A 20,095-nucleotide genomic window follows, 5' to 3' on the forward strand; every position below is an offset into this window, starting at 1 on the left:
CGAACCCTCGGTACGCCGCACCGGAAGGGGGCCCTCCGCAGCCGGCGGAGGGCCCCCTTCCCGTTGTCCCGGTCAGGCCGGTCTGCTCCCGGTCGCCCGGGTCAGGACCAGGTGATCAGGCGCTTGGGGTGTTCCAGGATCGCGGCGACGTCCGCCAGGACCTTGGAGCCCAGCTCGCCGTCCACCAGCCGGTGGTCGAAGCTGAGCGCCAGCGTCGTGACCTGACGCGGCTTCACCTTGCCCTTGTGGACCCACGGCTGGAGCCTGATCGCGCCGACCGCGAGGATCGCGGACTCCCCGGGGTTCAGGATCGGGGTGCCGGTGTCGATGCCGAAGACGCCGACGTTGGTGATGGTGACCGTGCCGCCCTGCATGGCCGCGGGGGACGTCTTCCCGTCCCGGGCCGTCGCCACCAACTCCGCGAGCGACTCGGCGAGTTGGGGCAGGGTCTGGGTGTGCGCGTCCTTGATGTTCGGGACGATCAGCCCGCGCGGGGTGGCCGCGGCGATGCCGAGGTTGACGTAGTGCTTGAGGACGATCTCCTGCGCGGCCTCGTCCCAGGACGCGTTGATGTCCGGGTGCCGCTTCACGGCGACCAGCAGGGCCTTGGCGATCAGCAGCAGCGGGTTGATCCGCAGCCCCTCGGTCCCGTAGGTGGCGGGCTCCCGCTTCAGCTCCTCGACGAACTTCATCGTCCGCGTGACGTCCACCGTGACGAACTCGGTGACATGCGGTGCGGTGAACGCCGATCCGACCATCGCCTGCGCCGTCATCCTGCGCACGCCCTTGACCGGGACCCGGGTCTCCCGGGCGCTGTCGAAGGACGCGGCCGGTGCCGGGGCGGCGGTGCCGGGGGCGGCGGGCGCCGTGGGCGCGGGGGCGGCGGCCGGTGCGAGGGCCGCGTGCACGTCCTCGCGCGTGATGACGCCGTCCGGGCCCGACGGCACGACCGTGGTGAGGTCGACGCCGAGATCCTTGGCCAGCTTGCGCACCGGCGGCTTGGCCAGCGGCCGGGACCGCGCACCCTCCGGGGCGACGGCGGGGGCGGCGGCCGGGGTGGCGGCGGGACCGTGCCCGTTCAGCTGGTCGGCCCCGGGGGCGGCCGGTGCCGGGGAGGCGGCGGCGTCGGGGCCCTTGCGCGGACGCCGCTTGGTCGAGGAGACGGCGACGCCGTAGCCGACCAGGACCGGCTGGCGCCCCTCCGGCTTCTTCTCCTCGGGGTCCTCGGTCACCCCGGCCGCCTCGGGCGCGGGTGCCTCGGGTGCGGGGGCGGCGCCGCCCGACACGTCCACCGCGATGATCGACGTTCCCACGTCGACGGTGGTGCCCTCGGGGAAGTGCAGGGCGCGCACGACCCCGTCGTAGGGGATGGGCAGTTCGACGGCGGCCTTCGCCGTCTCGACCTCGCAGACCACCTGCCCGTCGGTGACCGTGTCGCCGACCTGGACGAACCACTTGAGGATCTCGGCCTCGGTGAGGCCCTCGCCCACGTCCGGCATCCTGAACTCGCGTACGGACGCTTCCGTCATCGTCGTCACGACCCTCTCCTCAGTACGCCAGGGCGCGGTCGACGGCGTCGAGCACCCGGTCGAGGCCCGGCAGGTACTCCTCCTCCTGGCGCGCCGGCGGGTACGGGGCGTGGTAGCCGCCGACCCTGAGCACCGGGGCCTCCAGGTGGTAGAAGCAGCGCTCGGTGATCCGCGCGGCGATCTCCGCGCCGGAGCCGAAGAACACCGGCGCCTCATGGACGACGATCAGGCGGCCGGTCTTCTCCACCGAGGCCTGGAGGGTGTCGAAGTCCAGCGGGGAGACGGACCGCAGATCCACGATCTCCAGGGACCTGCCCTCCTCGGCGGCCGTGTCGGCGACCTCCCGGCAGAGCTTGACCATCGGGCCGTAGGCGGCCAGCGTGACGTCGGTGCCCTCGCGGACCACGCGCGCCTTGTGCAGCGGGCCCGGGATGGCCTCGCGGTCGACCTCGGACTTGTCCCAGTAGCGCCGCTTGGGCTCGAAGAAGATCACCGGGTCGTCGCTCAGGATGGCCTGCTGCATCATCCAGTACGCGTCCGACGCGTTCGAGGGGGAGACCACCTTCAGGCCCGCCACGTGCGCGAAGAGCGCCTCCGGGGACTCCGAGTGGTGCTCGACCGCGCCGATGCCGCCGCCGTAGGGGATGCGGATGACGACGGGCAGCTTCACCGTGCCCAGCGAGCGGGCGTGCATCTTGGCGAGCTGGGTGACGATCTGGTCGTAGGCCGGGAAGACGAAGCCGTCGAACTGGATCTCCACCACCGGGCGGTAGCCGCGCAGCGCGAGGCCGATCGCCGTGCCGACGATGCCCGACTCCGCGAGCGGGGTGTCGATGACGCGGCTCTCGCCGAAGTCCTTCTGGAGTCCGTCGGTGACCCGGAAGACACCGCCGAGCTTGCCGACGTCCTCGCCCATGACGAGGACCTTCGGGTCGGCCTCCAGGGCGTGGCGCAGCGATTCGTTGATCGCCTTGGCCAGCGCCAGCTTCTCCGCAGCCATGTCACTCTCCCCCTTCTGCGTCCGCGAACGACGCCTGGTAGGCGGCGAACTGGGCCCGCTCCTCGTCGACGAGCGCGTGCCCGTCCGCGTACACGTGCTCGAAGAGGGCGAAGGGGTCCGGGTCCGGCATGGCGCGGACCACTTCGCGCACTCGCTTTCCCAACGCCTCGTTCTCCGCGTCGAGTTCCGCGAAGAATCCCTCGTCCGTGTGGTTTGCGCTCTCCAGGTGGGCCCGCAGCCGCAGGATCGGGTCCTTCGCCTCCCAGGCCGCGCGCTCCTCGTCGGCCCGGTACTTCGTCGGGTCGTCGGAGGTGGTGTGGGCGCCCATCCGGTACGTGTACGCCTCGACCAGCGTCGGACCCTCGCCGTTGCGGGCCCGCTCCAGCGCCCAGCGGGTCACCGCGAGGCAGGCGAGGACGTCGTTGCCGTCGACCCGGACGCCCGGGAAGCCGTAGCCCTGGGCGCGCTGGTAGAGCGGCACCCGGGTCTGGCGCTCGGTCGGCTCGGAGATCGCCCACTGGTTGTTCTGGCAGAAGAACACCACGGGCGCGTTGTAGACGGCGGAGAAGGTGAACGACTCCGCGACGTCGCCCTGGCTGGAGGCGCCGTCGCCGAAGTAGGCGATGACCGCGCTGTCGGCGCCGTCCTTGGCGACGCCCATGGCGTAGCCGGTGGCGTGCAGCGTCTGGGAGCCGATGACGATCGTGTAGAGGTGGAAGTTGTTGCTGCTGGGGTCCCAGCCGCCGTTGTTGACGCCGCGGAACATGCCGAGCAGGTTGGTCGGGTCGACCCCGCGGCACCAGGCGACGCCGTGCTCGCGGTAGGTCGGGAAGACGTAGTCGTCGTCGCGCAGCGCCCGCCCGGAGCCGATCTGGGCGGCCTCCTGGCCGAGCAGCGAGGCCCACAGGCCCAGCTCGCCCTGGCGTTGCAGGGCGGTGGCCTCGGCGTCGAAGCGGCGGGTGAGCACCATGTCGCGGTAGAGACCGCGCAGCTCTTCGGGGGTGATGCCGTCGACGTAGCTGTCGAACTCGGCGTTCTTGACGCGGGCGCCCTCGGGCGTCAGCAGCTGTACGAGGTCGGGTTCGGCGTTCGGCGCTTTCTTCGCGGTCGTGCGCTTGCCGGCCGTGCTCTTGGCTCCCGCGCTGCGTCGCGGCTTACGCGCGGCAGTGCTCTCCACGGTCACGTGTGCTCCTCCGTCGGTCCGGCATCCCGGGTTCGCCGGGTGCAGGGTGACCCCTGCTCCGTTCCGGAGCGTGGGGCGCGGCTCCACCTGTTCCGGACAGATCCACGGGGTGGCGGGGTCCATTCGGATACAGGCGTGACAGGTTGCCCCGGCGAGCGCCCTGCAACAGGCACGTTACCCAGTGCTGCACATGTCTGGGAAACCCCTATTGACCTGCAATTTTGCTCGGATTTCCAAGTAAATCGCGAAAGTCACCAGCAATTCCTGGTCACAGCGTCGCGGGGGCCGGGACAACGGCACGTTATCCCGGTGACCCACGTCACGGGAAGGGTGCTGCTTCCAGGCCATTCGGGTGCCCCTGTGTGAAACTCCGCATGTGCGCGAACAAGGAAAAATCACAGTATTCCTGCTCGACGATCATGAAGTGGTCCGGCGTGGCGTCCACGAGATGCTCTCGGCCGAGGCCGATATCGAGGTGGTCGGCGAGGCCGGTACCGCGGCCGACGCGCTGGCGCGGATTCCGGCCGTCCGGCCCGACGTCGCCCTCTTGGACGTCCGCCTCCCGGACGGCAGCGGCGTCGAGGTCTGTCGCGAGGTGCGCTCCCGGGACGAGTCGGTGAAGTGCCTGATGCTGACGTCGTTCGCCGACGACGAGGCCCTTTTCGACGCCATCCTGGCGGGCGCCTCCGGCTATGTCCTCAAGGCGATCCGCGGCAACGAACTGCTGACCGCCGTCCGGGACATCGCGGCCGGCCGCTCGCTGCTCGACCCGGTCGCCACCGCGCGCGTACTGGAGCGGCTGCGCGACGGCGGCACCGCGCGCGGGGACGCCCGGCTCGCGAGCCTCACCGAACAGGAACGCAAGATCCTCGATCTGATCGGCGAGGGCCTCACCAACCGCGCGATCGGTGAACGGCTGCACCTCGCCGAGAAAACGATCAAGAACTATGTGTCGAGCCTGCTCGCCAAACTCCATATGGAACGGCGTTCCCAGGCGGCCGCCTATGTGGCACGCATGCAGGCGGAACGGCATTGACGGCACGCAATAAGCGCACGCCACAGATCCAAACCCCCGGGACCTTTTCACTTCCGGTCGGGACTTAAGGCCCCCGTCGGCAGGGGCACTCGCCTCTGTCGCGAGCCCGTCAGGAAGCCGACAGTGAGGGCATGGCCTCCGACGAACAGTTCGCCGCCGACCTGCTCGCCCGCGCCGCGTACGGGCGCGTGGCCACCTCCCGGCGCGCCCTGCCGCTGCTCGCGCCCGCCCGGCACCTCGTGGACGACGGGCACGTGCTGCTGCGCATGGAGCGCCGGCACGGCCACCACCGGGCGTGCGCCGGGAGCGTGGTGGCGTACGGCGCGGACAACCTGGGCGTGGCGCGGGAGGGCGAGCGCCGGTGGTCGGTGCAGCTCGTGGGGGCGTGCGCGGAGCACGAGCCGACGGCGGCCCAGCTGGAGCGGTTCGGCCCGGCCCCCCGGCGGGCGGACGGGGTGCCGTTCGAGGTCGTCCATCTGCGGATCGAGCCGCGGTTCTGGTCGGTTGAGTCCGACGCCGTCGACTTCGTCGCCCTGGAGCACACCTTCCCGCACCTGCCGTGATCGAAGGTGACCGAGTGTGATGAACCCCAGTTCACGGGGGCGGTCGCTGTCCTAGCATCGGCCGCGTGCCGCGCTCCCCCGTACCCCCCTCGGCGCCTCACGCGCCCCCGTTGAACGTCTTGCTCCGCCAGTACTCCGCCGGTACCGCGCTCGCCTGCGAGCCGGTCGACCAGGGACTGCTCAACCGGGGCTGGCGCCTGCGCACCACCCGGGGCCGCTACTTCCTCAAACACCACTTCGACCCCGAGACCGCCCACCCCGCCGCCATCGCCCGCCAGCACCGCGCGACCGAGCGCCTGGCGGGCCTCGGTGTCCCGGTGGCGCCCCCGCTGCCCCGGCGCGACGGGCACACGGTCGCCGAGGCCGACGGGCACGTGTACGCGCTGCACCCCTGGATCGACGGCCGCCACCGGCACGGCGGCCAGCTCAGCGCCCTGCAATGCGAACGGCTCGGGACGCTGCTCGGGGTCGTGCACGCGAGCCTGGAGCGGGTGATGCCGACGCCCACGCGCGCGTGCGCGGAACCGGCCGACAGCGCCGACCCCGAGGACACCTTCGCGCTCATCGACGACCTGCTCGGCCGGGTCCGCCCGCGCCGCCCCGCCGACGCCTGCGACTCCTTCGACGAACTCGCCCGCCACCGCCTCCTGGAACGCCGCGCGCTCCTGCGCCGGCACGCGGGCCGACGCCCGCCGAGCGGATCGTCGGTGGGCTGGGTGCACGGCGACTTCCACCCGTTCAACCTGCTCTACCGGGGTGACGCGCCCGCCGCGATCGTCGACTGGGACCGGCTCGGGCTGCGGCCCCGCGCGGAGGAGGCGGTCCGGGCCGCCGCGATCTTCTTCGTGCGCCCGGCGGGCCCGCTGGACCTGCCCCGGGTGCGCGCCTACGCGCGCGCGTACCGGCGTGCGGCGGGCGCCACGCGCGCGCAGCTGAGCGCGGCCGTGCACCGGGTGTGGTGGGAGCGCCTCAACGACTTCTGGATGCTGCGCTGGCACTACGAACGCGGCGACACCCGCGCCGACGAGCAGTTCCCGGCCGCCTCCGCGCTGGCGGTGTGGTGGACGCGGGAGTACGACGCGGTGTGCGACGCGTTCGTCGGCTAGGCAGGGGCGGCCGGCGGCCGGCCGGGGGTCAGTTGACCCCGCCGCCGGTGGCGCCGAGCGTGGTGCCGACGTCGGTGCCGCCGTCGTCGTCGCCGTCCGTCGGGTCGCTGGTCGGCTGCGTCGGGCTGCTCGTGGTGGGGTCGGAGGTCGGCTCCTGCGACGTCGGATCGGCGCTGGGCTGGTTCGACGGCTGCTGGGAGTAGCTCTGCGACGGCGTGTACGAGGGCGAGTACGACGGCGTGTAGTCGCTGCCGGAGCTGGTCCCGGTGTCGGCGGTGCTGGTGTCGGTGGCCGTGTCGCTGGCGTCGTCGCTGGGCGTCTCGGAGGCCGAGTCGTCCGTGGTCGACGCCGTGGCGCTCGGCGACTTGGTGGGATCGGAGTCGCCGCTGCCCGAACCCGTGTTGTTCAGGGCGATCGCGACCCCCGCCGCGACGGCGATGATCGCCAGCACCGCGAGAATCCACAGCTTGCCCCGGCCGCCGCCGTGGTTGCCGTGGCCCTCGAAGCCGCCGTCGTCCCCGCCGCCGTAGCCGGAGGGAAGTATCGGCTGCGGGATCTGCGTCGTCCCGGAGCCGTCGTTGTGGTGCGACATCATCTGGGTGCCGGCGAACCCGGACGCCGGGGTGTGCCGGCCGTCGTGCACGGTGACCGGGCCGGTGTTCCAGGTGCCGGTGTGGCCGCCCTGGTCGTAGAGCATCTGGAGGCCGTACTGGACCAGGCCGCGCATCTCCTCGGCGGTCTGGAAACGGTCGTCGGGCTCCTTGGCCAGCGACCGCATGACGAGGCCGTCCAGCTCCGGCGGCGCGCCGTCGCAGACCTCGGAGGGCGGCGTCGGGATGTCCTGGACGTGCTGGTAGACCACCGACAGCGGGGTCTCACCGGTGAACGGCGGCCGCAGCGCGAGGAGTTCGTAGAGCAGGCAGCCCGTCGCGTACAGGTCGGAGCGGTAGTCGACGGCCTTGCCGAGCGCCTGTTCGGGGGAGAGGTACTGCGGCGTGCCCATGACCATGCCGGTCTGCGTCATCGTCGTGGACGCGCCGTGCAGCGCGCGGGCGATGCCGAAGTCCATGACCTTGACGGCGCCGTTGTGCGTGATGATCACGTTCGCCGGTTTGATGTCGCGGTGCACGATGCCGTGCTGATGCGAGTAGGCGAGCGCCTCCAGGACCCCGGAGACGATGATCAGGGCCTGCTCGGGTCCCGGCGCCTCGGCGTTGAGGAGCAGGTCACGGATGGTGCGCCCCTCGACGATCTCCATGACGATGTAGGGGACGCTCTGGCCGCCCACCACGTCCTCGCCGGAGTCGTACACGGCGACGATCGAGTGGTGGTTGAGGCCGGCCACCGACTGGGCCTCGCGCGTGAAGCGGGCCTTGGAGGTGGGGTCCTCGGCGAGATCCGCGCGGAGCAGCTTCACGGCGACGGTCCGCCCGAGGCGCACGTCCTCGGCCGCGAACACCTCGGCCATGCCGCCCCGGCCGAGTCTGCGGGTCAGCCGGTAACGGCCGTCCCCGACCAGTCCGCCGTTACCCCACATCTCCGGCGCATCTGACATACCGCCGCCAGCCGCCTCGGGGTCGGACGGGCCCTGAGCGCGCTGCTGCTGTGCCATCAGTCCTCGCCGTCGTTTCTGCCCGCGGTACGCGCGGTGTTGTCACGGTCTCCGTCGGCCACGCTACAGGCTCGGTGCGCGCCGCCGGTCCGGGACGGGAGCCGCGAACCGCACAGGACGGACCGGCCATCAAATCGTTATCCCGTATCCCGACGCAAATTCCGTGTACCTCCGGTACAGCCTCTGTAACGCTCCCGCGACGCTTCCTTCTCTTACGGTCACGGAACGGGCACCCTGCTTGACGTGTCAGTGCCCTGCGGCAGACTTGGCCGGGAATAGCGGTGTCGATCACCGGCTTTCAGCCGATCACAGACAGCCGATCAGGACAGTGGTGCCCGAGGGCCTGGACCCGAGGGCTTACGGGGGACGCGGAAACATGAGCCAGGACGGCGCGCACGGCCGCTTCGCCGGGAAGTCACTCGCCGGTGGCCGGTATCAGCTGCGTGGCCCGCTCGGCGAAGGTGGCATGGCCTCGGTGCACCTCGCCTACGACTCCGTGCTCGACCGCCAGGTCGCGATCAAGACGTTGCACACCGATCTCGGCCGCGAACAGGCCTTCCGCGAACGGTTCCGCCGCGAGGCGCAGGCGGTGGCCAAGCTCACGCACACCAACATCGTCTCGGTCTTCGACACCGGCGAGGACGACGTCGACGGGACGACGACGCCGTACATCGTCATGGAGTACGTCGAGGGCCGGCCGCTCGGCTCCGTGCTCGACGACGACGTGCGGCAGCTCGGCGCCATGCCCGCCGACCAGGCGCTGCGGGTCACCGCCGATGTACTGGCCGCGCTGGACATCAGCCACGAGATGGGCCTCGTCCACCGGGACATCAAGCCGGGCAACGTGATGGTGACCAAGCGCGGCGTGGTCAAGGTGATGGACTTCGGCATCGCGCGCGCGATCCAGTCCGGGGTCACCTCGATGACGCAGACCGGCATGGTCGTCGGCACCCCGCAGTACCTCTCCCCCGAACAGGCGCTCGGGCGGGCCGTGGACGCGCGGTCCGACCTGTACTCGGTCGGCATCATGCTGTTCCAACTGGTCACCGGGCGGCTCCCGTTCGAGGCCGACTCGGCGCTCGCGATCGCGTACGCGCACGTGCAGGAGGAACCGGGGGTGCCGTCCGCGCTCAACCGGTCGCTGCCGCCCGCCGTGGACGCGCTGATCGCCCGCGCCCTGCGCAAGAACCCCAACGACCGTTTCCCGTCCGCCGTCGCCATGCGCGAGGAGTGCCTGCGCGTCGCCGCGTCCTTCCAGGCGACGGCGCCCAGCATCGTCCCCGGCGCGCCGACCGCGAGCGGCGCGGGCGTCGGCTCCGCGGTCTTCCCGCCGATCGACCAGTCGACACCGGCGCCCCCGGCCCCGACGCCGTACCCGCAGAACCCGTACGCCACCCAGGCCCCGACGCCGCCCGCGGCCTACGGTTACCCGCAGCAGGGCGGCTACCCGACGCCCTCGCCCTACGGCGCCCCGCAGACCCCGCCGCCCTACCACCTCGGCCCACAGCAGACGGCCGTCTCCGGCTCCGGCGGCTCCGGCTCCGGCAGGAGCAGCAGGCCGATGGTCATCGGCTCGACGGTGGTCGCGGTGCTCGCGGTCGGCGGCCTGATCGCCGCCCTGTCCCTCAACGCCAACGGCAGCGACGCCGATGCCAAGGACGGCGGCAGCAGCGCCAGTGCCAGCGCCTCGGCGTCCAAGGCGGCGGATTACCGGGGTCCCGACACCTCGAAGACGATCAAGAAGACCGAGTGCACGGAGCCGGAGGAGTCGTACACCGACGCCGACAAGATCCGGATGCCCGACTTCCGCTTCAAGTACATCAAGTCGGTCCAGGAATGCCTCCAGGCCGCCGGGTGGCACCTGGACAAGAAGGACTACGACGAGAACACCTACGGCCAGGGCGCGGTCATCAACCAGTTCCCGGCCGCCGGCACGGACGTCGACCCGAAGAGCATGCCGGACATCCAACTGGACGTCTCCACGGGCAACCCGTCGTCCTGAACGCCGAGGGCGGCGGGGCGGGGGCCGTGGGGGTGCGGCGGGCGTCCGGCGGCGGGGCCGTGGGCGCGCGGCGGGCGCCTGGCGGCGGTGCCGTGGGCGCGCGGCCGGTGTCCGGCGGCTGGGGTGCTGGTGTACCTACCGGTAGGTGGGGTTGTACCTACTAGTAGGTGGGGTTGTACCTACTAGTACGTCGGCCTGTACCTCCTGGTAGGTACAGGCCTCTCCGTGCTCATGGCCAGCAGACTGGCCTGTACATACCGGTAGGCACCGCTGCAACTACCGGTATGTACGCCTGTACCTACAGGTACGGTCCGCCCACGCGGCCCGTAGCCGGGCCCTCTTCGTCCAGCTCGTGGCCGACGCCCGGGGGCAACGCCCGCCGCATCTGCTCCAACTGCGCCCGCGCGGCCATCTGCTGGGCGAACAGCGTGGTCTGAATCCCGTGGAAGAGCCCCTCAAGCCAGCCGACCAACTGGGCCTGCGCGATGCGCAGTTCCGCGTCACTGGGAGTGCCCTCGTCGGTGAACGGCAGGGAGAGCCGCTCCAACTCCTCGACCAGCTCGGGCGCCAGACCGTCCTCCAGCTCCTTCACCGAACTGGCGTGGATCTCCTTGAGCCGGACCCGGCTCGCCTCGTCCAGGGGAGCGGCGCGCACCTCCTCCAGGAGCTGCTTGATCATGCTGCCGATCCGCATCACCTTGGCCGGCTGCTCGACCATCTCGGTCACCGGGGTCTCGCGGGAGCCCTCGTCCGCGCCGCCACCGATGGCCATACCGTCCTGGCCCACGACCAGGATCTGGGGGTTCTCCGGCGACCTGTCGTTCCTCGGCATCTCCATGCCCTCATTGTCTCGCACCCAGGTATCTCATCATCGCGGTGCCCCCGCGTTCGACCCTCTGGCCGAACCCGGAGTGCCGATCGCCGGGGGCGGGGCGAGCCTGGTGGGGTGATTCCATGGCTGCGCGCGATGCGGGCGACGGGAATGCTGGTGGTGGTCGGATCGACCGCGACCGGGATTCCGTACGGGAATGGACAGGCCCACGCGGCCACGGCGACCTCGACGGTGACGGTGCCCTCGGGGACTACGACGACCTCAACGGCGGCGACCTCGGTGAGGGCGGCCTCGGCGGCGGGGTCGGTGGTGGCGAGCGGTGCGGTGAGGTCGGCGCCGGGGGTGCGGGCGGCCTCGCCGGGGGCGCGGGCGGCTTCGCCGGGTGCTGAGCCGGGTGACGGGAGCGGTGAGGTCGGCGGCCGCTCGGCCCACGCCCACCACCCGGCGTCGGCGGCTCCCCCCGCTCCCCCTGAGCCTCACCAGCCCCGCAAGCCCGCTGCCGCGTCCGATGCCTCCGATGCCGTCGGCCGACCTGGTCCTACCGGCGCTTCCGGCGCTTCCGGCACTTCCGGCGCTTCCGGGCTCGGCAACCGTTCCGCCTCCCCCGTCGCCGAGCCGTCGCGGGCCGGCAGCAGGGCCGGGGAGGGACAGGAGCGGCCCGGCCGGAAGGACACGGAGGACGAGCCCGGCGACGAGGACGACGAGGGTGCGGTGGCCCCGGAGGACGACGCGAGCCCCACGGCGTCGCCCACTGCCCCGTCGGCGACCGCCACGCCGTCCGACGAGGCCGCCGTTCCCCGGGACCCGGGCGCCTCCGACGGGCCCGTCGATCAGAACGCCAGCCAACCCGACGTCGCGAACGAACCCGTGCTGCGCCTCCTGCCTCTGGGCAGCGGCCTCGTCCTGATCGGCCTCGGCCTGGCCCTGGCCTTCCTCGGCCTGCGTCTGCGACGGGGCTAGGTCTCCGGCCAGATCTCCCTACGCCCGCAGCAGGATCTTGCCGATGTGGGCGCTGGATTCCAGCAGGCGGTGGGCCTCGGCGGCGTCGGCGAGCGGGAGGGTGCGGTCGATGACCGGCTTGACCGTGCCGGCCTCGATCAGCGGCCAGACGTGTTCACGCACCGAGGCGACGATCGCGGCCTTCTCCTCCAGCGGGCGCGCCCGCAGCGAGGTGGAGGCGAGGGCGGCACGCTTGGCCATCAGCTTGGTGAGGTTCAACTCGGCCTTCACGCCGCCCTGGAAGCCGATGATGACCAGCCGCCCGTTGACCGCGAGGGCGTCGATGTTGCGGTCCAGGTACTTGGCGCCGATCACGTCGAGGATGACGTCCGCCCCGCCGAACTCCCGTACCGCCTCGACGAAGTCCTGCTCGCGGTAGTTCACCAGCACGTCCGCGCCCAGCTCCCGGCAGGCGGCGAGCTTCTCGTCGGACCCGGCGGTGACCACGACCCGGGCGCCGATCGCCTTGCCGAGCTGGATCGCCATGGTCCCGATGCCCGACGAACCGCCGTGCACGAGCAGGGTCTCGGCCGGTCGGAGATGACAGATCTGGAAGACGTTCGACCAGACCGTCGCGGTCACCTCGGGCAGTGCGGCGGCGGTCACCAGATCGACGCCCTGGGGGACCGGCAGCAGCTGCCCGGCCGGAACGGCGACCTTCTGGGCGTAGCCGCCGCCCGCGAGCAGCGCGCACACCTCGTCGCCGACCGCCCAGCCGGAGACGCCGGGGCCCAACTCGGTGATCCGGCCCGAGCATTCGAGACCGGGGTACGGGGAGGCGCCGGGCGGCGGGTCGTAGAAGCCCTGGCGCTGCATGACATCCGCGCGGTTGACGGCACCGGCCGCCACCTCGACCAGGACTTCGCCCTCGCCGGGCACCGGGTCGGGGACCTTGTCCCACACCAGCGCCTCGGGCCCACCAGGTTCGGGAATCGTGATCGCATACATGGCCGCGACGCTACTCCTCGGACCCGGCCGGGAACGAGAGGTCAGTCCCGGGGGAACGGCCGGGTGTCCGGGGCGACCTGGGTGGCGGGCGAGGCCCGCACGATGGTGATGAGCCGGTCCGTCAACTGGATGGTGCCGACGTCGGGATCGTCGTAGCCGAGGACACGGTGGCCGCGGACGACGCTCACCACGAGGTCGTCCGTCTCCCGTGGCCTGCGGCCGACCTCGGCCTTTATGACGGGGCGTTCGACCATGTCGAGGCCGCTGCCCTGCTGGATCAGATCCTCCATCACCATGCCGGCGGCGGGGCTGAGCACGGAGAGGCCGAGGAGCCGGCCGGCCGCGCTGGCGCTGGTGATGACCGCGTCGGCGCCGGACTGCTTGAGCAGCGGCGCGTTCTCCTCCTCGCGGACGGCGGCGACGATCTTCGCGGTGCGGTTGAGCTGCCGGGCGGTCAGCGTCACCAGCACGGCCGTGTCGTCGCGCTGGGTCGCGATGATGATCTGCCGGGCGCGTTGCAGCTCGGCCCGCTTCAGCACGTCGCTGCGGGTCGCGTCGCCGACCACGCCCGCGTATCCCTCGGCGGTCGCCGCGTCGATCACCTTGGAACTGGGGTCGACCACGACCACCTGTTCCTTCTTCAGCCCCGTCGCGCAGACGGTCTGGATCGCCGAACGCCCCTTCGTGCCGAAGCCGATGACGACGGTGTGGTCCCGCAAGACGGACCTCCAGCGGTTCAGACGCCATTCCTCCCGGGTGCGTTCGGTGAGGACTTCGAGCGTGGTGCCGACCAGGATGATCAGGAAGATCACCCGCAGGGGCGTGATGACGAAGATATTGGTGAGCCGCGCGCCGTCACTGACCGGGGTGATGTCGCCGTAGCCCGTGGTGGAGAGGGTGACGGTGGCGTAGTAGAAGGCGTCGAGGAAGTCGACCGAGCCGTCCGAGTTGTCGGTGTAGCCCTCGTGGTCGACGTAGACGATGACGGCCGTCGCGACCAGCACCAGCAACGCCATCAGCAGCCGCTTGCCGACCTGGCGGATCGGCCGGTCGACGACCTTCCTCGGGAGTTTCACCCGGTGCGTCACGAGGTGCTCGTCGGCCTGCCGGGCGATGGCGTCATGGCCCGGAAGTTTCACGTGAAACACACCCCGATCCCGGCCGGGGCCCAGGGCAGATCGAGGAGTTCCAGCTCCTGACCGGCCCGGGCACCACCCGGTGGTACGACGACGAGACCGTCGGCCGCCGCGATCCCGCGCAGCATGGCCGGGCCGGTGTAGTGCAGCGCGACAGCCGTGTCCCCGTGCAGCACGACCGGCAACAGCCGCGTGTCGTACGGGTGTCCGTGCGCCGCTTCCTGGAGGGGCACCGCGTACGGCTCGGGGGCCGGGCGGGCGGCGAGGGTGCGCAGCAGGGGTTCGGCGAGCGTGAGCAGCCCGGAGACGGCGGCCAGCGGGTTGCCGGGGAGGCCGACGAGGTGCTGGTTCTCCTTGATGCGGGCCAGCAGCATGGGGTGGCCCGGGCGCACCTTGACGCTGTCGACGAGGAGTTCGGCGCCGAGCCGCTCCAAGGTGGGGTGGACGTGGTCGACGGGGCCCGCGGCGGTGCCGCCGGTGGTGACGAGGACGTCGGCGTCGGAGGCGTTGATCGCCCGCAGCAGTGCCTTGGCGTCGTCGCCGATCCGGCGGACGGCGGTGACCTCGGCGCCGAGCGCGCGCAGCCACGGCGGCAGCAGCGGGCCGAGCGCGTCCCGGATCAGCCCGTCGTGCGGCAGCCCTCCGGTGAGCAACTCGTCGCCCAGGATGAGCACGTCGGCCCGGGGGCGCGGGACGACGGTGACCGTGTCGTACCCGGCGGCCGCCGCGAGCCCGAGCACCGCCGGGGTGACGAGGCTGCCGAGGGGCAGCAACTGGTCGCCGGAACGGCACTCCTGGCCGCGTGGGCGGATGTCCTGCCCGTGCTGCACCTCGCGGGCGGCGTGCAGGCGGCCCTTGTCGTCGCCGCGACCGTGTTCGGTGCGCAGCACGGCGGTGGTGTCCGGCGGGATGCGGGCGCCGGTGGCGATGCGGACGGCCTCGCCGTCGGTGAGCGGCGGCTGCTCGGCATGTCCGGCGAGCACGCCCTCGTCCCGCACGTCCCAGGGACCGGGACCGGCGACCGCCCAGCCGTCCATCGCCGAGGTGTCGAAGGAGGGCAGGTCGGTGAGGGCGTCGAGCGGGGCGGCCAGGGTGAGACCGAGGGCGTCGGCGAGCGGCACGGAGACGGGGGAGCGCCGGGCGCCGCCGCGCGCGGCCCGGGCGGCGATCGAACGGGCCCGGGGCCAGGGGGTCGCCCGGTGGTGAGCCTCGTCGCGCCGTTCCGCCGGGCGCGCGGCGGCCTGCGGTGCGGGGGCGGGAACGGCGTCGGGGGCGCCGGGGGCACCGGAGGCGCGGCCGTGGTCCCCCCGCACGAGTGCGAGCGCGTCCTCGATGTCGAGGTCGCCGGGGTCCTCGCCGGTCCTGGCGGAGCGGGCGGTCATCCGGCGTCCGGTCCGGGCGCGGTGTCGGAGGGGGCAGGGGCGGCGGGGGTTTCGGGGGTGTCCTCGTCGGCCCAGCGCAGGGCGAGGGCGGTGGCCTTGCGGGCGGCGTCGGCGACGGCTTCGGGTCCGCCTCCGGCCCGGGCGGCGGCGTAGCCGACGAGGAAGGTGGTCAGTGGCGCCGCGGGCCTCGCGACCCCGTGGGCGGCGTCGCGGGCGAGGTCGAGCAGGACGTCGGTGTCGACGTCGAGGTCGAGCCCCAGCTCGTCCTTGGCTGCGGAAATCCATTCATCCAGCACGTGCCCATGCTCCCTGATGCGTGCCCTGGCGGTGGCGATGTCGTCCCAGGTGTCGCAGTCGAAGGCCGCGACGGTGTCCGGGACGCGGGTGAGGTGGAGCGTGGAGATCAGCTTACGGAGCGGCAGCCCGGCGAGCGGCGCGGGGTCACCGGGAGAGGCCGCGTCGACGAGCCGCCCCAACTCCCGCCGGAGGGCGCCGGTCCGGTACGCCGCCACCAGGGGCTGGTCCCGCCCTTCGGCGTCGACGACCAGGGCGCCGTCGGCACGTCCTTCCCCGGCCGTCCGCAGGGTCGTCAACAACCGCCGCACCGTGGCCTTTTCGAGGAACGGCAGGTCCGCCGACAGCACGACGACATGCGCGGCGGTGATGTGTCGCAGACCGGCGTCGAGGGCGGCGACGGGGCCCGCGCCGACCGGGCCCTCGCGGGTCCAGCGCACCGGGCGGACGGTGGGGCGCGGGTCGGCGACGACGACGGCGGTGCGGGCGTCGGCGCAGGCCGCGAGGACCCGGTCGAGCAGCGCGCGCCCGCCCACCCGGACGCCGGGCTTGTCCGCGCCGCCGAGCCGCCGAGCCGCGCCCCCGGCGAGCACGACCACGTCGTAACCGGCGTCCGCGGACAACTCCTGCGAGGTCATCCCCCGAGTATGCGGGCCGTCAGCCTCCCCCGGGACGCGTGTCCGTCACCCGGTCACACCGTGCGCAACAGCACCGCCGGCTGCTCCACACAGTCCGCGACGTACCGCAGGAAACCGCCCGCCGTACCGCCGTCGCAGACCCGGTGGTCGAAGGTGAGCGACAACTGCACGACCTGCCGCACCGCCAACTCGCCCTCGTGCACCCACGGCTTGGGCGCGATACGGCCGACGCCCAGCATCGCGGCCTCGGGGTGGTTGAGGATCGGCGTGGAGCCGTCGACGCCGAACACCCCGTAGTTGTTCAACGTGAAGGTGCCGCCGGTGAGTTCCCGTGGGGTGAGCGTCCCGGCGCGGCCCGCCTCGGTGAGCCTCGCGAACTCCGCCGACAGCGACTCGGCGTTGCGCGCGTGCGCGTCCCGGACGACCGGCACGACCAGTCCGCGTTCGGTCTGCGCGGCGAACCCGAGGTGCACGTGGGGCAGCAGGACGACCTCCCGCGCCGCCGGGTCCACCGTCGAGTTCAGCTCGGGGTAGCGGGCCAGGGCGGCGGTGCAGACCCGGGCCAGCAGCGCGAGGAGCGAGATCTTCGGGCCCCCCGCCGCGTTCATGGCGCCGCGCGCCCGCAGGAACTCCGTCGCGTCGGCGTCCACCCAACACGTGGCGTCCGGAATCTCCCGCCGACTCCGGGCCAGCTTGTCGGCGACGGCACCGCGAACTCCCTTGAGCGCAACGCGCGTCGGCACGGCAGCGGCGGCACCGACCGGCGCGGCCACGTCGGCGGAAGAAACCCCACCGGAGGAAACGGCCGCCGCCGACACAGCCGTTGCCCCACCCACTGAGACAGCCGCTGCCCCACCCACCGAACCGACAGTCGATGCGACCGCCGAACCAGCCCCCGCACCAGCACCAGCACCAGCACCAGCACCAGCACCCAACGCCCGTTCCACATCCGCCCGCAGGATCAGCCCGTCGGGACCGGACCCGGCGAGCCCGCGCAGATCGAGCCCGTTCTCCCGAGCGAGCCTCCGCACCAGCGGCGAGATGACGGCGACGGGCCCGTCCTCAACGGCGCCCCCGTCGACGCCCGCCACCGAAGCAACGCCCCCGACAGCCCCGTTGACGACCGCGTCGGCCCTGTTGGAGGCCCCGTCGGCCGAAGCGCCCCCGCCCACGGAGGCGCCCCCGCCCGCCGAAGTCCCCCCAGCCGCAGTCCCGTTGACCCCCTCGCCGCCCGCGCTTCGGGTGCTTCCCGCCGGCTCGCCCGCCCGCACTCTCCGGCGCCGGGCCGGTGGCGCTCCGGTGCCGTAGCCCACCAGCACGTTCCCCGAGGTCTCCGTGTCCGGCGTGGAGGTCGGCGGGGTGGGGGGCGTCGGGGTCGGCGCGTCCACTGCCACCGTCAACAGCGCGGCGCCGACCGGCAGTTCCGCCCCCTCCTCGCCGAAGCGGGCCGTGACGACGCCGCCGTAGGGGCAGGGCACCTCGACCATCGCCTTGGCCGTCTCGACCTCGACGACCGGCTCGTCGATCGCGACGACGTCCCCGACCCGCACCAGCCAGCGCACGATCGTCGCCTCGGTGAGCCCCTCCCCGAGGTCGGGGAGCCTGAACTCCAGCACCTGCGCCATCAGCCCTCGCCCTCCCACTGCAATCGCGCCACGGCGTCCAGAATCCGGTCGACGCCGGGCAGATGGTGCCGCTCCAGCATCGGCGGCGGGTACGGGATGTCGAACCCGGCCACCCGCAGCACCGGCGCCTGAAGGTGGTGGAAGCAGCGCTCGGTGACCCGGGCCGCGATCTCCCCGCCCGGTCCGCCGAACCCGCCCGACTCGTGCACGACGACCGCGCGCCCGGTCCGCCGTACCGAGGCGCAGACCGTCTCGTCGTCGAACGGCACCAGGGAGCGCAGGTCGACGACTTCGAGGTCCCAGCCCTCCGCCCGGGCCGCCTCGGCCGCTTCGAGACAGACGGGCAGCGAGGGCCCGTACGTGATGAGCGTGGCGCTGCGCCCGGAACGCCGCACCACGGCCCGTCCGATGGGTTCAACGGCCGACGGCTCCTCGGAGTTCCAGGAATCCTTCGACCAGTACAGCCGCTTGGGTTCCAGAAAGACCACCGGGTCGTCGGAGGCGATCGCGGCCCGCAGCAGCCCGTACGCGTCGGCGACCGTGGCCGGGGTGACGACGTGCAGGCCCGGGGTGGCCATGTAGTACGCCTCGGAGGAGTCGCTGTGGTGCTCGACCCCGCCGATGCCGCCGCCGTAGGGGACACGGACGGTGAGCGGCAGGGGCATCGCCCCGCGCGTGCGGTTGCGCATCCGGGAGACATGGCTGATCAGCTGCTCGAAGGCCGGGTAGGCGAACGCGTCGAACTGCATCTCCACCACCGGGCGCAGCCCGTACATGGCCATGCCGACGGCGGTGCCGAGGATGCCGGCCTCGGCGAGCGGGGTGTCGGTGCAGCGGTCCTCGCCGAACTCCTCGGCGAGCCCGTCGGTGACCCGGAAGACGCCGCCGAGGGTGCCGACGTCCTCGCCCATGACGTGCACGGCCGGGTCGGCGGCCATGGCGTCCCGCAACGCGCGCGTGAGGGCCTGCGCCATGGTGGCCGGCTTGCGGGCGACGGTCGTCATCGGTGCGCGCCTTCCTGCTCCGCCGCCAGCTCCGCGCGCAACTGGGCCTGCTGGGCGCGCAGTTGCGGGGTGGGTTCGGTGTAGACGTGGGCGAAGAGGTCCATGGGGTCGAGGGGCGGGTCCTGGTTCATGCGGGTGCGCAGGTCGGCGGCCATCGTCTCGGCGGCCGCGCGGGCGGCCTCGATTCCGGCGTCGTCGAGGAGGCCGCGTCCGGTCAACTCCCGTTCCAGGAGGGCGAGAGGGTCGTGCGCGCGCCAGGCCTCGACCTCGGCGTCCCCGCGGTAGCGCGTCGCGTCGTCGGCGTTGGTGTGCGCCTCCAGGCGGTAGGTGATCGCCTCGACCAGCGTGGGACCGCCGCCCTCGCGCGCGTGCCGCACGGCGTCGCCGAGGACCTGGTGCACGGCGACCACGTCGTTGCCGTCGACCAGGCGTCCCGGCATGCCGTAGCCGACGGCCTTGTGGGCCAGCGACGGGGCCGCGGTCTGCTTGGCGAGCGGCACGGAGATGGCGAAGCCGTTGTTCTGGACGAGGAAGACGACCGGCGCCTGCCAGACGGCCGCGAAGTTCAGCGCCTCGTGGAAGTCGCCCTCGCTGGTGCCGCCGTCGCCGACCAGGGCGAGGGCGACCACGTCGTCGCCCTTGAGGCGGGCGGCGTGCGCGAGGCCGACGGCGTGCGGGAGTTGGGTGGCCAGCGGCGTGGAGAGCGGGGCCACCCGGTGCTCACGTGGGTCGTAGCCGGTGTGCCAGTCGCCGCGCAGCAGGGTGAGCGCCTGGACGGGGTCGAGGCCCCGGGCGACGGCGGCGAGGGTGTCGCGGTAGCTGGGGAAGAGCCAGTCGTGCTCCTTGAGGATGAGCGCGGCGGCGATCTCGCAGGCCTCCTGGCCGGTGCTGGAGGGGTAGACGGCGAGGCGGCCCTGTTTGGTGAGGGCGGTGGCCTGCGTGTTGAAGCGGCGTCCGCGCACCAGCTCGGCGTGCAGGCGGCGCAGCAGATCCGGGTCGACGTCCGCGACGGCGTCGGTGCCGAGGACGCGATGAGGCTCGGTGTCGGGCAGCAGCGGCGCGGGGTCCGTGCGGGGCTGCCAGGCGGGCGGCGGCGACGGGTGGTACGCGCCGCGCTGCTCCAGGACCGTCATGACGGCACCTCCTCGTGGGAGCGGCTTCGGGCGCGCCACGGGTGTGACGCGCCTCACCTACCGATTGTTCGGT

At 72.7% G+C, this 20,095-nt stretch carries 18 protein-coding genes; 6 read left to right on the forward strand and 12 right to left on the reverse strand.

What is annotated here, in order from left to right:
• Nucleotides 1-101: 101 nt before the first annotated feature.
• The 3 genes from ACIQOU_RS09500 to pdhA (ACIQOU_RS09510) are packed head-to-tail and all read right to left on the reverse strand — an operon-like array spanning nt 102 to nt 3,712.
• Nucleotides 102-1,538, reverse strand: coding sequence for a dihydrolipoamide acetyltransferase family protein (locus ACIQOU_RS09500; protein WP_401535519.1), 1,437 nt, complete (start codon nt 1,536-1,538; stop codon nt 102-104).
• Nucleotides 1,539-1,548: 10 nt separating this feature from the next.
• A complete protein-coding gene (locus ACIQOU_RS09505) occupies nt 1,549-2,529 on the reverse strand; it encodes an alpha-ketoacid dehydrogenase subunit beta (RefSeq protein ID WP_401535520.1) in 981 nt (326 codons plus the stop codon).
• A 1-nt stretch (nt 2,530) separates the two neighbouring features.
• On the reverse strand, nt 2,531-3,712 hold the full coding sequence (gene pdhA / locus ACIQOU_RS09510) for a pyruvate dehydrogenase (acetyl-transferring) E1 component subunit alpha (protein WP_401535521.1): 1,182 nt from the start codon (nt 3,710-3,712) through the stop codon (nt 2,531-2,533).
• Nucleotides 3,713-4,088: 376 nt separating this feature from the next.
• Here pdhA (ACIQOU_RS09510) and ACIQOU_RS09515 point away from each other — a divergent pair, with 376 nt between their 5' ends.
• The 3 genes from ACIQOU_RS09515 (at nt 4,089) to ACIQOU_RS09525 (ending at nt 6,417) form a co-directional block, all read left to right on the forward strand.
• Complete coding sequence (locus ACIQOU_RS09515; protein ID WP_401535522.1) at nt 4,089-4,748, forward strand: response regulator; 660 nt, start codon at nt 4,089-4,091, stop codon at nt 4,746-4,748.
• A gap of 131 nt (nt 4,749-4,879) precedes the next feature.
• Nucleotides 4,880-5,311, forward strand: coding sequence for a pyridoxamine 5'-phosphate oxidase family protein (locus tag ACIQOU_RS09520; protein WP_401535523.1), 432 nt, complete (start codon nt 4,880-4,882; stop codon nt 5,309-5,311).
• Nucleotides 5,312-5,376: 65 nt separating this feature from the next.
• Nucleotides 5,377-6,417 (forward strand): phosphotransferase, encoded by a 1,041-nt coding sequence (locus ACIQOU_RS09525; protein ID WP_401535524.1) that lies wholly within the window; start codon nt 5,377-5,379, stop codon nt 6,415-6,417.
• A 28-nt stretch (nt 6,418-6,445) separates the two neighbouring features.
• On the opposite strand, the gene ACIQOU_RS09530 is transcribed toward ACIQOU_RS09525, so the two are convergent.
• A complete protein-coding gene (locus ACIQOU_RS09530; RefSeq protein ID WP_401535525.1) occupies nt 6,446-8,029 on the reverse strand; it encodes a protein kinase in 1,584 nt (527 codons plus the stop codon).
• 376 nt (nt 8,030-8,405) lie between these two features.
• Here ACIQOU_RS09530 and ACIQOU_RS09535 point away from each other — a divergent pair, with 376 nt between their 5' ends.
• Nucleotides 8,406-10,031, forward strand: a complete 1,626-nt coding sequence (locus ACIQOU_RS09535) for a protein kinase (protein ID WP_401535526.1) — start codon at nt 8,406-8,408, stop codon at nt 10,029-10,031.
• Between the two features lie 298 nt (nt 10,032-10,329).
• On the opposite strand, the gene ACIQOU_RS09540 is transcribed toward ACIQOU_RS09535, so the two are convergent.
• Entirely contained in the window at nt 10,330-10,869 is a 540-nt protein-coding gene (locus ACIQOU_RS09540; protein WP_401535527.1) for a bacterial proteasome activator family protein, read from the reverse strand.
• Nucleotides 10,870-10,985: 116 nt separating this feature from the next.
• On the opposite strand from ACIQOU_RS09540, the gene ACIQOU_RS09545 reads away from it, so the two are divergent.
• Both ACIQOU_RS09545 and ACIQOU_RS09550 read left to right on the forward strand, forming a co-directional pair.
• The gene (locus ACIQOU_RS09545; protein ID WP_401535528.1) at nt 10,986-11,252 is read left to right on the forward strand and encodes a hypothetical protein; all 267 of its coding nucleotides are present in this window, start codon (nt 10,986-10,988) and stop codon (nt 11,250-11,252) included.
• Between the two features lie 322 nt (nt 11,253-11,574).
• On the forward strand, nt 11,575-11,823 hold the full coding sequence (locus tag ACIQOU_RS09550) for a hypothetical protein (RefSeq protein WP_401535529.1): 249 nt from the start codon (nt 11,575-11,577) through the stop codon (nt 11,821-11,823).
• 18 nt (nt 11,824-11,841) lie between these two features.
• Here the strand turns inward: ACIQOU_RS09550 and ACIQOU_RS09555 are convergent, their stop codons facing one another.
• The 7 genes from ACIQOU_RS09555 to pdhA (ACIQOU_RS09585) are packed head-to-tail and all read right to left on the reverse strand — an operon-like array spanning nt 11,842 to nt 20,022.
• On the reverse strand, nt 11,842-12,810 hold the full coding sequence (locus tag ACIQOU_RS09555) for an NAD(P)H-quinone oxidoreductase (protein WP_401535530.1): 969 nt from the start codon (nt 12,808-12,810) through the stop codon (nt 11,842-11,844).
• Nucleotides 12,811-12,851: 41 nt separating this feature from the next.
• A complete protein-coding gene (locus tag ACIQOU_RS09560) occupies nt 12,852-13,949 on the reverse strand; it encodes a potassium channel family protein (RefSeq protein WP_401535532.1) in 1,098 nt (365 codons plus the stop codon).
• Nucleotides 13,946-15,328 (reverse strand): molybdopterin molybdotransferase MoeA, encoded by a 1,383-nt coding sequence (locus ACIQOU_RS09565; protein WP_401535533.1) that lies wholly within the window; start codon nt 15,326-15,328, stop codon nt 13,946-13,948. The genes ACIQOU_RS09560 and ACIQOU_RS09565 overlap by 4 nt, the downstream gene beginning before the upstream one ends.
• Entirely contained in the window at nt 15,325-16,260 is a 936-nt protein-coding gene (locus ACIQOU_RS09570) for a DUF6457 domain-containing protein (RefSeq protein ID WP_401535534.1), read from the reverse strand. The genes ACIQOU_RS09565 and ACIQOU_RS09570 overlap by 4 nt, the downstream gene beginning before the upstream one ends.
• A gap of 53 nt (nt 16,261-16,313) precedes the next feature.
• Entirely contained in the window at nt 16,314-17,885 is a 1,572-nt protein-coding gene (locus ACIQOU_RS09575; protein WP_401535536.1) for a dihydrolipoamide acetyltransferase family protein, read from the reverse strand.
• The gene (locus tag ACIQOU_RS09580) at nt 17,885-18,889 is read right to left on the reverse strand and encodes an alpha-ketoacid dehydrogenase subunit beta (RefSeq protein ID WP_401535537.1); all 1,005 of its coding nucleotides are present in this window, start codon (nt 18,887-18,889) and stop codon (nt 17,885-17,887) included. The genes ACIQOU_RS09575 and ACIQOU_RS09580 overlap by 1 nt, the downstream gene beginning before the upstream one ends.
• The gene (gene pdhA, locus ACIQOU_RS09585) at nt 18,886-20,022 is read right to left on the reverse strand and encodes a pyruvate dehydrogenase (acetyl-transferring) E1 component subunit alpha (protein WP_401535539.1); all 1,137 of its coding nucleotides are present in this window, start codon (nt 20,020-20,022) and stop codon (nt 18,886-18,888) included. The genes ACIQOU_RS09580 and pdhA (ACIQOU_RS09585) overlap by 4 nt, the downstream gene beginning before the upstream one ends.
• Between the last annotated feature and the right edge of the window lie 73 nt (nt 20,023-20,095).

Origin of the sequence: Streptomyces sp. NPDC091279 (genome assembly GCF_044757465.1) — a bacterium.
Classification (GTDB): Bacteria; Actinomycetota; Actinomycetes; order Streptomycetales; family Streptomycetaceae; genus Streptomyces.